Origin of the sequence: Sphingomonas sp. UYEF23 (assembly GCF_040546165.1) — a bacterium.
GTDB lineage: Bacteria > Pseudomonadota > Alphaproteobacteria > Sphingomonadales > Sphingomonadaceae > Sphingomonas > Sphingomonas glacialis.
In genome coordinates this window covers 320,725-335,086 of the sequence record NZ_JBEPNG010000004.1, presented here as the reverse complement: position 1 = coordinate 335,086, position 14,362 = coordinate 320,725, and the positions used below count along the sequence as shown (strand labels likewise).

The 14,362-nt window shown below is 65.3% G+C and carries 9 protein-coding genes; 6 read left to right on the top strand and 3 right to left on the bottom strand.

Going from position 1 to position 14,362, the window contains the following annotated elements:
- Positions 1 to 63 precede the first annotated feature (63 nt).
- Positions 64 to 1,359 (top strand): spinster family MFS transporter, encoded by a 1,296-nt coding sequence (locus ABIB28_RS10465; protein WP_354288079.1) that lies wholly within the window; start codon positions 64 to 66, stop codon positions 1,357 to 1,359.
- Positions 1,360 to 1,498: 139 nt separating this feature from the next.
- Here ABIB28_RS10465 and ABIB28_RS10460 read toward each other — a convergent pair whose 3' ends face one another.
- Together ABIB28_RS10460 and ABIB28_RS10455 are read right to left on the bottom strand one after the other, a co-directional pair.
- Positions 1,499 to 4,033 (bottom strand): TonB-dependent receptor, encoded by a 2,535-nt coding sequence (locus ABIB28_RS10460; RefSeq protein ID WP_354288078.1) that lies wholly within the window; start codon positions 4,031 to 4,033, stop codon positions 1,499 to 1,501.
- 135 nt (positions 4,034 to 4,168) lie between these two features.
- Positions 4,169 to 6,133, bottom strand: coding sequence for a tetratricopeptide repeat-containing sulfotransferase family protein (locus ABIB28_RS10455; RefSeq protein ID WP_354288077.1), 1,965 nt, complete (start codon positions 6,131 to 6,133; stop codon positions 4,169 to 4,171).
- A gap of 609 nt (positions 6,134 to 6,742) precedes the next feature.
- On the opposite strand from ABIB28_RS10455, the gene ABIB28_RS10450 reads away from it, so the two are divergent.
- The 5 genes from ABIB28_RS10450 to ABIB28_RS10430 all read left to right on the top strand — a co-directional run bounded on the left by ABIB28_RS10450 (position 6,743) and on the right by ABIB28_RS10430 (position 12,010).
- A complete protein-coding gene (locus tag ABIB28_RS10450; RefSeq protein WP_354288076.1) occupies positions 6,743 to 8,497 on the top strand; it encodes an ATP-binding protein in 1,755 nt (584 codons plus the stop codon).
- Complete coding sequence (locus tag ABIB28_RS10445) at positions 8,476 to 9,087, top strand: response regulator transcription factor (protein ID WP_354288075.1); 612 nt, start codon at positions 8,476 to 8,478, stop codon at positions 9,085 to 9,087. The genes ABIB28_RS10450 and ABIB28_RS10445 overlap by 22 nt, the downstream gene beginning before the upstream one ends.
- A 23-nt stretch (positions 9,088 to 9,110) precedes the next feature.
- Entirely contained in the window at positions 9,111 to 9,299 is a 189-nt protein-coding gene (locus ABIB28_RS10440) for a hypothetical protein (protein ID WP_354288074.1), read from the top strand.
- Between the two features lie 141 nt (positions 9,300 to 9,440).
- Positions 9,441 to 11,513 (top strand): catalase, encoded by a 2,073-nt coding sequence (locus ABIB28_RS10435; RefSeq protein ID WP_354288073.1) that lies wholly within the window; start codon positions 9,441 to 9,443, stop codon positions 11,511 to 11,513.
- Positions 11,514 to 11,548: 35 nt separating this feature from the next.
- A complete protein-coding gene (locus ABIB28_RS10430; RefSeq protein ID WP_354288072.1) occupies positions 11,549 to 12,010 on the top strand; it encodes a hypothetical protein in 462 nt (153 codons plus the stop codon).
- Positions 12,011 to 12,158: 148 nt separating this feature from the next.
- Here the strand turns inward: ABIB28_RS10430 and ABIB28_RS10425 are convergent, their stop codons facing one another.
- Positions 12,159 to 14,267 (bottom strand): AsmA family protein, encoded by a 2,109-nt coding sequence (locus ABIB28_RS10425; protein WP_502958231.1) that lies wholly within the window; start codon positions 14,265 to 14,267, stop codon positions 12,159 to 12,161.
- Between the last annotated feature and the right edge of the window lie 95 nt (positions 14,268 to 14,362).

The following is a 14,362-nucleotide window of genomic DNA, read 5'->3' as shown; positions in this document are numbered from 1 at the left end:
GCGGCGCGCTCGCGTGGCAGCCCGCAAGGCGTGACGGACGACGAAAAGATGGGGCCCAGAATGATGACGACGACACCGCGGCTCGAATCGGCGCGCTGGTATGTCGTGCTCGTGCTCGGGCTCGTCTACGCGCTCAACATCGCCGACCGCTACGTCGTGTCGACCGTGCTCGAGCCGATCCGCAAGGAATTCGGCCTGTCCGATTCGGGCGTCGCATGGCTGACCGGCGTGTCGCTCGCCTTCTTCTACATCTTCGTCGGGCTGCCGATCGCGCGGCTTGCCGACCACGCCAACCGCCGCAACATCGTGGCCGCCGCGATCATCCTGTGGTCGGCGGCGACTGCGGTGCTCGGTCTGACCCAGAATTACTGGCAGTTCCTCGTCGCGCGGATCGCGGTCGGCGTCGGCGAGGCGGGCGGCACCCCGCCTTCGACCTCGATCGTCGCCGATAATTTCCCGCGGCGGCAACGCGCGTTCGCGCTGACGGTCTACGCGCTCGGGCTGCCGCTTGGCGCGTGGCTCGGGTCGAGCGTCGCAGGCGCGATCGTCGAGCATTTCCACAGCTGGCGCGCGGGCTTCATCGCGCTTGGCGTTCCAGGCGTGGTGTTCGGTCTGATCATCCTGCTGAGCGTACGCGAGCCGGTGCGCGGGCGGTTCGAGCGGATCAGCGAAGCCAAGGTGCCGAGCGCGACTTTCCGCGAAACCTGCGCCTTACTCTGGTCGCAACGCTCGGCGTGGCACATCAATGCGGCGGGCACGGTGATCTGCCTGTGGGGTTGGGGCCTGCTGTTCTGGACGCAGACCTATTTCGAGCGCGCCTATGGCCTGTCGACCGCCGAGGCGGGCGCGCGGCTCGGGACGATCTATTTCTGGGCGGGGACCGCTGCGACGATCGCCACCGGCGCTATCCTCGCGCTGCCGCAGATGCAGGACCCGAAGCGCATCGCCTACGGCCTCGCGGCGGTGGTCGCGCTGTCGACGATCCCGTCGTTCGTCATCTACTGGACGCACTCGCTCAGCCTGGCGACCGCGATGCTGTGGATCGTCGTGCCGGCGATCTATCTCTACGTCGGCCCGACGATGGCGCTGCTGCTCAACTTCCTGCCCGCCAACATGCGCGCGCAGGGGATGGCGATCAGCCTGCTCACCGCCAATGTCGCCAATCTGATTATCGCGCCGACCGCGGTCGGCTGGCTCAGCGACACGCTTGCCGGGCGGCTCGGCAGCAATGCCGAGTCGCTGCGGTATGCGCTGCTGGCGCTGTCGCTGACCGGCTTCTGGGCGGCGTATCATTACTGGACGAGCGTGCGGACCTATGCCGCCGACGATGCTCGGATCCAGGGGACGGGTGCCGCTTGAGGCAAGCACGAAAGGCGGTGGTCACGCGCCACCACCGTCACCCCGGCCTTGTGCCGGGGTCCACCGTGCCACGCGTGCTACGCCGTAAGCGCATGCCGCCCGGTGGGCCCCGGCACGAGGCCGGGGTGACGTGGGAGAATTAGAACTTCACCTTCGCGCGCACCCCGATCGTGCGTGGCCGCGCGTACGTCACCCGCGAGCCGGCCTGGTAGATCGCGTAATAGGTCGCACGCTGGATATCGATCACCTTGACGCCGTCGAACAGATTGTTGCCGAAGATGCCGAACTCGTAATTGCCGATGTCATAGGCGATCGACGCGCTGGCATTGTGGCTCTCTGGGATCACCGCATAGGTCTGGCTACGCCCGCCATTGCTCGCGCGGTCGACGATCAGCTTCTTGGACGTCGGGTCGAGTGTGGTCGAGAAGTTGTTGAAGGTCGTCTGTTGCGACGAGATATATTTGTACGTCGCCTGCAGATGGAGCGACCCGCGCCCGAGATCGGCATCGTAGAACGCGCCTGCCGACGCGGTCACGCGCGGTGAATAGGGCGTGCGGTCGCCGTCGAACGCGCCGACCGTCGGGATGTCGCCACGCGCGGTCGAATCGTTGAACGAGAAGCTGCCGTTGAGCGTGATGTTGCGCGTCGCCTTGACCGCCGCCTCGAGCTCGACGCCCTTGCTCGCGATCTTGCCCTTGTTGTCGGTAAAGAAATACGAACAGTTGAGCCGCAACCGCGTCTGCACGTCGGACCAATCGATGTAATAGGCGCTCGCGTTGAGCGTCACGCGCCCGCCCGCGAACTTGGCCTTTTCACCGATCGTGTAGTTCCACAATTTGTCAGGCCCGAACGTCCCCGGTGCCGCGCTATACCCATATGAATTGAGCTGCGTCGTGCAGCGCCCGGCAAGCCCGGCGGTGCCGAGCGGCACCGGCTGGTTGGCGCCGCCATAGCGGAAGCCCTTGGCGGCTTCGGCATAGATCAGCACATTGTCGTTGAGCTTGTACGAAATGTTGGCGCGCGGGTTGACGCCGTTCGACTTGAGCGTCGAGCGGATCGACTGGGTGATGCCGGTCGTGCGCCCCTGCGCGTCCTTGCCGAGCAGCACGCCGAACGCGCCGCCTTCGTAGAGATAATAGCTCTCTTTGAAGTTGAAGTAGCGCAGGCCTGCGGTCAGATCGAGCCGGTCGGTGACGTGCCACGTACCATCGGCATAGGCAGCGAACTGATGCTCGTGCACGTCCTGCAGCCCCGAGAAGATGTCGTTCGAGCTGAACGCGCCGTCGACGGTCTTCGAATCGTAGCGGCCGGTCGGCGTCGCGAACGGGCCGAATGCGGCGTTCTGGTACGACAGCGTGTCGAACGCGGCGACCGGAATGTCCTGGATCAGATGCCGGTTCTGCTTCTCGTAGAACGCGCCGACGGTCCATTTGACCGGGCCGTCGTTCTTCGAGACGAGCCGCGCCTCGGCCATGAAGTCGTTCAGCTTCTGGTTGATCGTATAGTTCTCGGCCGGGATCAGGCTCGTGACCGCATGGTCGTAGCGTGCGGGCGGAGCGTAGAGCGGATACTTCCCCGCGCCGGTGTAGGGCGCGTAATAATTGGCGAAGTAATAGCCGATCTGCGGATCGGGGCTCGCGTTGAAGCCGATCTTGCGGTCGGTATAGGCGCCGGTCACGATCAAATTGGCGAAGCCCGCGTCATAATCGAACCCGCCGGTGTAGAGCTTGAACAGATCGCGCGTGCCCTCGGCCCCGTTGCTCTCGTACTGATACGGTTTCAGCCCATCGAGCCCGGTGTTGAGCCCCTTGGCGCGGCTGTTTTCATAAGTGAAGCTGCCGTCGACGGTCAGCTTGTCGGTCGGCGTCCAGCGGACCGCGACGCGGCCCTGGGTCGAGCGGTTGCTGTTGGCGTTGTCGACGCGGTGCTGGCCGATATTGTCGATGAAGCCGCCATCGTTGCCGACGAAGATGTTGCCGCGAACCGCGAGCTCATCCTTGATCAGCGGGATGTTGACCATCCCGCGGACGTTATAGCTGCCAGCGCCATATTCGGTGGTCGATCCGCTCGCTTCGGCGGTGCCGAAGACGCTGCGCGCATCGGGCTTGGCCGTCACGAAGCGCACCGTGCCCGCCATCGAGCCCGCGCCGAACAGCGTGCCCTGCGGCCCGCGCAGCACTTCGACGCGGTCGAGATCATAGACCTTGAGGTCGGGCGTCTGGCCCTGCACCGAGATCGGCGTATCGTCGAGATAGACCGCGACGAGTGGGCGATCCGACGTATCCGAGGTGACATAGCCGCCCGTCGCAAGCCCGCGCAGGTTGAACTTGTTGAACCCCGGCGCGCCCTCGGTGATGACAAGCGAGGGGGTGAACTTCGCGAGATCGGACAGATTGCCCTGCCCCGATTTGGTGATCTGATCGACGTTCACCACCGACACCGCGATCGGCACCTTCTGCAGCGATTGCGCGCCCGAACGCGTCGCTGTGACGACGATATCGTTGAGTCCTTCGCTTTGCGGCGCGGCTTGCGGCGCATCGGCAGGCGCCTGCGGCTCGGGCGCGGCGCGCGCGATGCCCGGCGCGATCAGCGCAAGCGCCGCCCCCGACGCCATGAGCCGCGCGACGATCCGCGCAGGACGCGCCGAAACGCTGTGACCGACAGAAAGATTCACCACTAAAGTCCCCTTTGCAACCCAGCTGCCCCACCAAGGCAGCCGTCGTGCAAGCCATTGCCGGCTCATGCCTTCGACGCTGTCCTTGATCCCCGTTTAATTCCAAAAATCGGATAGGGGCATCCAATTTAGGCATCAATGCCGATTGGCGGTCGCCTTGGCAAGCGGTCCGAGCGCATCGACGAGCGGGCCGAGCCACGCTTCGAAAGGGCGCCACTGGTCGAGGCCGTCGCGATTGATCGGCTGGCGGACCTGTTCCGAGCTCGGCGTGCGGACGGTCCGCTCGCTCTCGAAGAACCGCAGGCACTGCGGCTCGAACGGTAGCCCGCAATACGCGAGCAACCGGCGGATTTCGGTCTCGGGATCGTCGATGAGCGCCTCATAGTCGATGCGGTATACCCGGCCCGGCAGCACCGCATCGAAATGCGCCATCAGCGCGACGTAATCGGCGTAATATCTCCCGAGATCGGCAAGGTCGTAGCTATAGGCCTGCCCGCGCGCGAACGCCTGTTTGAACAGCGAGAAGCAGCACGCCATCGGATCGCGCCGGATATCGATGATCCGCGCGTTCGGCAGCATCAGGTGAATCAGCCCGGTGTGGAGGAAATTTCCCGGAAACTTGTCGACCAGCCACGGCTTCCCCGCGCGGTGGACCGCCGTCCGCTCGAGATACGCGGCGCCGAGCGCGGCAAAGGCGGCTTCGGGAACGTGCGCGATCGACGACGGATAGCCCGGGTGGCGCTGCGCCAGTTCGCGCGCGAGCGTGGTGATGTCGGGCAGTTCGGACGCGCCATCGACCGCGCTGTGGCTGGCGAGGATCTGCTCGACCAGCGTGGATCCCGACCGCGGCATGCCGAGCACGAAGATCGGCCCGGCCTCCGCGCACCCCGCCGCGGCGTTGCGGCGGAACAGCTCGGCGTCGAACGCCGCGATCGAGTCGGTCACGAAGCGATGCAACGCTGCGGCGTCATGCGGCTCGAGCGCGGCGCGCGCAGCATTGCCGCGAGCATAGTGGACGAACGACTCGGCGTAGCGTGCCTCGTCCTCGAGCGCCTTGCCCAAGGCAAAGTCGAGATACGCCCGATCGGCCGGATCGGAGCTCGCCTCCGCCGGAAGCGCGAGCATGTGCGCGACCTCGGTGCTATCGAAGCGGACGGTCTTGAGGTTGGCGAGACTCCAATATGCTTCACCGTAGCCCGGCCGGAGTGTGACCGCACGGCGGTAGGCGGCGACCGCCTCGTCCTGCCGGCCAACCGCGCGGAGCGCATGGCCGAACGCATGCCAGGCCTCGGCATCGTCGGGCGTCGCCGCCAGGACCGCCTGATAGGCACGGATCGCTGCGGCCGCATCGCCAAGCTGCATGTGGATCGCCGCTTCGAGCATAAGGAAAGCCGCAAGACCCGGCCGCGCCTTGAGCGCGAGATGGATCGCCGCAAGCGCCTCTTGCCCACGCTCGAGCCGGTGAAGCGCGATCGCGTGTGCGAACTGTGCGGGGACGAAGTCGGGCGCAACGCGGCGCGCCTGGTCCAGCAAGTCCACGACCGCCGCGAAATTTCCCTGCCGCAGCCCGATATCGGACAGCAGGCGCACCGCGCCGAGATCGTTGAGATCGATCCCGAACCGCCGCTGGAGCGCGCCGCGCGCCGCCGTATCGCGCCGCTCGAAGAACGCCGCAGCCGCATCGCCGAGTGCGTGATCGGCGACGCAGCCAGGCACCATCCGCGCCTGCGCCGCATTCGCCTCGATCGGGCGCCCGAGCAGCAGCAACTGGTCGCCAAGCGCGTGCCATGCCAGCGAGGATCGCGGATTGGCGCGCGTGGCCTGGTCGAGCGCATCGGCGGCGGCCTCCCCCGCCCCCAGTGCGGCAAGCGCCATGCCGAACTCGTAATGAATCCCCCACGCCTGCGGCATGGCGGCGGCAAGCGGCGCTAACACATCGCGCGCCTCGCGGATCTTTCCGACCCGGCGCAGCGCCGCGCCCAACAGGACGCGCGCTTCAACCGAATCACGTCCCCCCGCCAAGACGCCGTCGACACGAGCAAGCGCTGCTAGCGGATCGTGACCCAGCAAGCGCTTGGCGTCCGCCAGCGCGGATTGCATCGTCGAATTGTCCAGCCGCTTGGTCCCCGCTGCGATACCGTTCGGCGAGCCTAGCCGTACCGCCGCGCCAAATCCATCGAACGCGAGTTGGCTCCCGATGCCAAGGCGCAGACCCGCCACGGATTTGACCCGCCCTTGGCACCGGCTGAAACTGCGGGAAAACTTATAATAGATTAGTTTAAATTTGCTCTTTAGAAATAAATTAACACATATCAATTGGCAGTCTTTGTGATAAATTTTGCCAATTCATTCGCCAATAGTTTCAAAACACAGACGGCGGATGATAAATAGGACCCCATGAAAGCAACTGGTCTTACCTTTGCGATAGTTTCAATAGGACTTACAATCGCAATTGTCTTAAATGAGACAATTTATATAATTGAAAATACTCCATTTTTTGGAGTTCATGCGGGCTACAGCCTTGCCGCGTCAGTCGGATTTTCTGGCTGCGCGGTCGCGGTCGTACCGTTACTGCTCGATCGCCCGCGTCGCGCGGCACCCGTCGCTGGCGGTGTCGTGCTGTTCGGCGCCTTCATATTGCGGGATTGGGCGACCGTTTCGGAGATGTTCGTCAGTCCAGGCCAATTCTCTCATTGGCTTGCCGCGGCCATGCCGGGCCGCCTGCTCCCGAGCGCGGCGCTCCTGCAGATCGTGGTCGGTATTGCCTGTCTCGAACTCGGCCTCGACCGGCTTCACGGATCGCGCGACCTCCGCATCGCGCTGATGCTGTTCGTTCCGATCGCGCTCACCGCCGAAGCGCTCGTCATGCTCGTCGCCGGACTGGACTCGTCGAACATGACGCTCCTCACGATGGCAGCCTCGCTGGTTTTCTTGGCAGGCGCGATGGGTGCGTATGGGCTCCGGCACGATGCGGCGTTGGCCGCTGCACCGAGGCTGTGGCTGCCCGTGGTGTTGGCGGTAGCGATCGCCAGCACCGATCTGCTCGCGACGCACAGCAGCGCGGCGCGATGGGGGTATGTCCTGGTCGTCGCGTGCGGCTTGCTGCTCCCGCAACGCGTCTTCGTGCGCGTGCTGACCACCGTATCGGTCGGTCTTGCACTGTTCGGGTTGGTGGCATCGCAACGGAGCGAGAGTGCGAGCGTCGCCAGCCTCCTCGACGCCGCCCTGGCGATCGGCGCGATCGTATTGGCAGGAGTGCTGGTCGATCGGCAGTGGCAGGCGCGACAAGACCATCGCGAAATGACCGAGCGTTTCGCCGCGATACAGCAGATGACGGCGACGACGTGCTTCGAACTCGATCTGGCAAGCATGGCCTTCGTCCCCAGTCCCGCGTTCGATTCGCTCCACGGCCGGACCGCACCCGTGCGCAACGATTGGCGATCGTTCGTCGCAGCGTACATTCCCGTCGAGCAACAGGCCTTGCTGGCGGCCAGCCTTGCCGCGGCGCATCACGGCCGGACCACCGACGCTGTCGCATACAGCTTCCAGCGACCCGACGGCGAAACGGGAGATGCGCTGCTGCGCTGGGTGCCGACGCGCGATACGCACGGGGTGATCGTCAGCCTGACCGGCATCGTCCACGATGTGACCCTGCAGCGAAAATCCGAACGTGGCAGTGCCGAGTTACGCGCCAAACTGGACGACGCTCTGAAGCTCGAAACGCTGGGCCTGTTGGCCGGCGGCGTGGCGCACGACCTCAGCAACACGCTCGTCCCGCTGGGAATCCTCGCACCGCTCGTGCTGGAGACGATCACCGACCCAACCGATCGGCATAGCATGGACCTGATCATCGAATCGGCGACGCGCGCACGCGAACTGGCGCGCGCCATGCTGGCCTCTACGCGCGAGGAACCCACCGCGCTCGAGCGGGTCCGGCTCGACGAACTGGTCCGCGATTTGCTGGCGTTGCTGCGCGCGCGCTTTCCTGCCGGGATCACGATCGTCGACGCGCTCGCACCCGTGCCCGCGATCGAAGGAAACGTGTGCCAGCTTTATCAAATCGTCCTCAACCTGACGGTCAACGCAGCACAGGCGATCGGCCCGCGCGGTGGCACGATCACGATTGGCACTGCGGCTGAGCCAAGCGGGGATTCGCGCGCGCGGTCGGTCCGGCTGTTCGTCTGCGACGATGGGGCGGGGATCCGGCCGGAGATCATCGATCACATCTTCGAGCCGTTCGCCAGCTCCAAGGATGGCAATGAGGCAAGCGGGATCGGTCTGGCGATCGTCCGTCGTATCGTCCAGACCCATTCCGGGGTGATCTCCGTCCAGAGCAACCTGGGCCAGGGCGCGCGGTTCGATCTGCTGTTCCCCGTCGCTCCGCCAGTTTCTGGCCCCTCTTCCCCCAATTTGTCGCACCCCACTCCCGCAAGCGAGGCTCCATGGCGAAGCGCATCTACATAGTCGACGACGACGAACCGGTCCGTTGCTCGCTGCTGACATTGCTCACCCTGCGCAGGGATTTCGATGCCGAATGCTTCGTCTCGGGCGACGCCTTTCTCGACGCGGCGCCCAAGCTCGATCCCGGGATCGTCCTGCTCGACTTGCGCATGCCCGGACTGACCGGGCTGGAGGTGCTCGCTACCTTGCGCCGCGAAGCGCTGCCCTTTCTGTGCGTGATCGTCACCGGGCACGGCAACATCGCCGTCGCCGTCGAGGCGATGAAACGCGGCGCGATCGACTTTCTCGAAAAGCCGTATGACCACATGACACTGCTCGAAACGGTAGAACGCGCGTTCGATCGGCTGACGCGCGCTGGCGAGGATGCCGCTCGCATCGCCGCGGCGCAGAAACAAATCGCCCGGCTGGCGCCGCGCGAAGTCGATGTGCTGTGTGGGTTGATCGCCGGCAAGGTCAACAAGGTGATCGCGCATGACCTCGCCATCAGCCCGCGCACGGTCGAAGTGTATCGCGCGCACATGATGACCAAGCTTCACGTCCAATCGCTGCCGGACGCGCTGCGCATCGCGTTCGCCGCCGGGCTCGTCCATTGAGCACGATCGACGACGACGCAGACTTGGCCGAGATCGTCCACGATCTCAGCCAGCCATTGACCGCACTGACCAACTACCTCGCCGCGATGCAAGTTGCGATCGACCATGGCGATCCGTGCAAAACGATCGCAAATCTGCTCGGATCTGCCGTGTGCGAGACGGCGCGAGCGCGCGCCGTGGTCGACCGCCTGCACGATGCCCTCGCCCGCTGAGGCGAGGCGAGCCTTCGGTACTATATTGCGATTGCGGCGGAAAGAATCCGCGGCCGGCTCGTTCCTTGACCGCGAGGTTTTCTGAATGGGCGCGCTGGCGCGCTTGTCGACAGCGCACGATATTTTTCCCGGAGACATGAGATGGCCACCACCCCCGAGACAATCCGCGGCAACGCGGGCGAAACCCACCAACAGGCCAGCGAGGGCGATGCCGTGCTGACCACCAACCACGGCGTGCCGATCTCCGACAACCAGAACAGCCTGCGCTCGGGCGAGCGCGGGCCGACGCTGCTCGAGGATTTCGTGCTGCGTGAGAAGATCTTCCATTTCGACCATGAGCGCATCCCCGAGCGGATCGTCCACGCCCGCGGGTCGGGCGCGCACGGCTATTTCGAGGCGACCGACGACATTTCGGACCTGTCGAAGGCCGCGGTGTTCACCAAGGGCGAAAAAACCGAAGTGTTCGTCCGCTTCTCGACCGTCGCGGGCGGATCGGGGTCGGTCGACACCCCGCGCGACGTGCGCGGTTTCGCGGTCAAGCTCTACACGCGCGAAGGCAATTGGGATCTGGTCGGCAACAATATCCCGGTGTTCTTCATCCAGGATGCGATCAAGTTTCCCGATCTGATCCACGCGGTGAAGATGGAGGCCGATCGCGGCTATCCGCAGGCCGGCAGCGCGCACGACACCTTCTGGGACTGGGCATCGCTCACCCCCGAAGCGACGCACATGCTGTTCTGGGCGATGTCCGACCGTACCCTCCCGCGCTCGCTGCGGATGATGGAAGGCTTCGGCATCCACACCTTCAAGCTGGTCAATGCCGAGGGCAAGGCGAGCTTCGTCAAGTTCCACTGGAAGCCCAAGCTCGGCATCCAGTCGACGATCTGGGACGAGGCGCTGAAGCTTCAGGCGGCCGACAACGACTATCACCGCCGCGACCTGTTCGAGGCGATCGATGGTGGCGACTTCCCCGAATGGGAGCTCGGAATCCAGGTGTTCGACCAGGCCTTTGCCGACGCGCAGCCCTATGACGTGCTCGATTCGACCAAACTGATTCCCGAGGACGACATCCCCGTGCGGATCATCGGTCGGATGGTGCTCAACCGCAACGTCGACAACTTCTTTGCCGAGACCGAGCAGGTCGCTTTCCTGCCGACCAACATCGTGCCCGGCATTGATTTCTCGAACGATCCGCTGCTGCAGGGCCGGTTGTTCTCGTACCTCGACACGCAGAAGTCGCGTTTGGGGACGACCAACTTCCACCAGATCCCGATCAACGCGCCGCGGTGCCCGTTCGGCAACTTCCAGCGCGACGGAATGATGCAGACGCAGGTGCCGAAGGGTCGGGCGAATTACGAGCCCAACAGCCTCGGCGCACATGGCGAAGAAGGCGGCCCGCGTGAAAGCCCGAAGGGCTTCGCCACGGTCAACGCCGCTACCGGTCCGAACGAAACGGGCGACAAGCTCCGCATCCGTTCGGAGACGTTCAGCGATCACTATAGCCAGGCGCGGCTGTTCCTGAACTCGCAGACCGAGAGCGAGCAGGCACATATCGCATCGTCGTTCGTGTTCGAGCTGTCGAAGGTCGGGACGCTCGATCAGGTCCCGCCGCGGATGCTGGCGAACCTGCGCAATGTCGACGAGGCGTTCGCCAAGCGAGTCGCCGACGGGCTCGGCATCCCGCTGCCGAAGAAGGCGAAAGCCGCGCGCGAGCCGGTGGACATGAAGCCGTCCGACGCGCTGTCGATCCACAAGAACATGAAGGCGACGCTCGAAGGGCGGACCGTCGGCGTGCTGATCGCGGATGGCACCGATGCGGGCGAGCTCGAGACGCTGGTCGCGGCAATTACCAAGGCGAAGGCGAAACCCTTCCTCGTCGCGCCCAAGGTCGGCGGCGCAAAGCTGTCCGACGGGACGATGAAGAAGGCCGATGGCCAGCTCGCCGGTTCGCCGTCGCAGCTGTTCGATGCGGCAGCGGTCGTGCTGTCGAAGGACGGAGCCGCGGCGATGCTCAAGGAGGGCGCAGCCGTCCAGTGGGTGATGGACGCGTTCGGGCATCTCAAGGCGGTCGGCGCGAGCGACGCGGCGAAGCCTTTGCTCGACAAGGCCGGCGTCGAGGCCGATGAAGGCGTGACGGGTCTCGACAAGGCCTTCATCGCCGCTGCGGCCAAGCGCTTCTATGCGCGGGAACCTAACGTCCGTACCCTCGCCTAGCCGCTAGGGCTGCGGCCTCTATCGGGATGCACCGTATGATCGACCCCTTTGCCTATTGGACGCGTGTCATGTCAGCATGGGGGTCGGTCGGTGCGACCGGCGAGCGATTGAGCGAAACCGCGACCGCCTCGCACGCGGTGATCGCCTCGCGCACCAACACGATCGGCGAAGCGATGCGTTCGCCGCTCAGCGGTGATTATGCCGAGCTCGGCCGGATGGTGCCTGAGAAAGTCGCCGCCTTCTCGGCATCCGGGACGGCGGGCATGCAGGCGTGGAGGACGCTGCAGGCGGGCTATGTCGCGCAGGCACAGGAGCTCGGCGCGATGTGGCTGCGCGGCCGCCCACCGACGCTGTTCGAACTTGCCGCGCTCTCCGAACGTTCAAGCATGCACGCGCTGACGGCGCTCGAGACGAGCGCGAAGATGGGCCGCGATGTGGTAGCGCCAGTGCACAAGGCGGCGACCGGGAACGCGAAGCGGCTGCGCAAGGCGCGCTGACGGGCTACCTCCGACTTTTCCCGCATCGTTCCCCGGCGAAGGCCGGGGCCCAGAGGCGAGCGTTCTCTAAGAGCGCGTTGCACGCGCCGTTGGAGCCTCCACCCCTGGGCCCCGGCCTTCGCCGGGGTGCTGTGACGGAGGCGCCTCCTCAGAAAATCCCCAGAAACTTCTTTCGCTTGCCAGCGCCCTTTTCAGGCGTGCCGTTGCCGACGTCATCGCGCGGCTTGCCCTTGGTCGTGCGCTGCGCCGCGGCGGGCTTCGCCGCAAGGATCGGCGCGCAGGCTGCGGCCTTGGCATCCCCCACGTCGATAAACGCGAGCAACGCTGCCGGCGGCGTGGCGAGCAGCGCCAGCCCAAGCCCGGTCCCCGCGCGACCGATCAAATCGGGGCTGATCACCGAAATCCCCGGCTTGGCGAAATGGCCGTTGAGCCCGACCGGCGACTGCGCCGAAAGCAGGCTGAACTTCTTGCCATCGGCGCGGAAGGCGAGATCGAGCGCCTCGGTCCCGAAGCTGAACCCGCCCGTCGCCGCGATCACGTTCTTGCTCGTATCGATCAGGATCGGATCCGCCGCCGCCGCGCCCTTGCGCACCGTGAAGGCGACCAGCCCACAATTGATCCGCACCGGCTCCTTCAATTTGTCCTGGAACATCTTCTGGACGAAGGTGCCGATATCGAGCTCGCTCAACTGAACGTTGCGCGTCCAGAAGCTGCCGGCGGGCATCACGAACGCGATCCTTCCGTTCGCATTGGCGAGCGAATCGTGCAGGCTGTCGCCGCTGCCGACGAGCTGGATCCGCCCCTTGATCGTCCCCGTCGTCCCCGCCTCGGCGACGCCGAACCCGGCGAGCAGCCGCCCCATCGGGGTCGAGGCCAGGCGGATGTCGTAGCTCGCCTGGGTCGGCCGGCGGCGCGTGTCGAGCACGATGTCGGACGCGACATTGCCGCGCGCCATCGAGAAGGTCAGCGGCGAGAGCTTGAGCACGCTGTCCTTGAGCGCGAGCGTCAGGTCGATGTTCGAGACCGGCACGTTCTTCGAACGGACCGTGCCGACCGTCCATTTCAGATCCGCATCGAACGCGTGGAGCGCGGCAATATCGAGCGACGCGTCGGGCAGCAGGCGCGCCGGTGCGGCACCCGTAGCGGCGGCTGCCGCCTGGACGCCCTTGGCCGCGATCAGATCAGGATTGTAGCCGATGAACGGCGCGAGATCGATGATGTCGACCTTCTTGCTCGCCAGCGTCGCGGCGATGTGGATGCGCGGCGCGATATTCTCGACCGTGAAGCGCCCCGCCAGATCGCTCGCGCCGAAACGGCCGCGCAGATGCGTGAAGGCATAGGTGGTGCCGGTCTTCACCAGCTGCGCCTTGAGGACATAGGCGCGCGACTGCGGAATGGTGACGCCGATGATATGCAGCAGTTCGGCCATGTTGCGCCCACGCGCCGTCACGTCGAGCGGGACCTTCTCGATCTCGGCGAGGCTCGGCAGCGTGCCCGCGACATCGATCACGTTGTGTGCGGCGTGCGCGGTCATCGTCAGCGTGTTGGCACCACGCGCCACGGTCTGGTCGGGGGAGAGCAACGCGCCGCTCAGCGTGAACGGCGTATCGCGCACCACGCCATTGCCGGTGAAATCGACCTTGTCGCCAATCTTGGCGTCGGTCGATTTGATCGTGGCGAAGCTCAGATCGGCAAGCAGCCGCATCCGCGTGTCGCGATAGCGCACCGTCGTCCCCGCAAGCGTCGCGCGGTCGATCGTCGGGAAGGCGAGCGGCTTGCCGCCCTTGGTCTGGCTGAAGGTCCAGCTGTTGGTGCTGTGGTCGGGGCTCCATTCGAGATCGACCGCGCCGTCGGCGAGATCGAGGAAATAGAGCCGGCGCTTGCCGAACAGCAGCGACAGCGGCGCAATCCGCGTGTCGATCTTCTTCGCCGCGAACAGGTTTGGCTTGCTCGCCCAGGACGGGTTCGAGATCGTCAGCCCCTCGGCGAGGAACTTGATCTGGAACGGATCGAAGAACAGCTGAAAATCGCCCCGTACGCCGACGGTGCGATGCGTCAGTGATCCCACCACGCGTTCGAAGGTCGGCTTCAGGAAGCGCCCCTTGGTGATGTAGAGCACCAGCCAGATCGCGAAGAGCACGGCAAGGATCGCGAGCAGTACGTTGCGCACGATGCGCCAGCGGCGCTGCGCCGGTGTCTCGACAGTCGCGCGGTCGCCTTCGGGCGCGTTGGCCGTGGCGGCAGGGATCTCGGTCACGGTCGTGTGGTCTGCATGGCGCGAGGCTTCTTCGTTTCGGGCATTCACCCTGGTCCTGAACACAGCCATAGCCGCGACAACTGAACGCCGCTTGA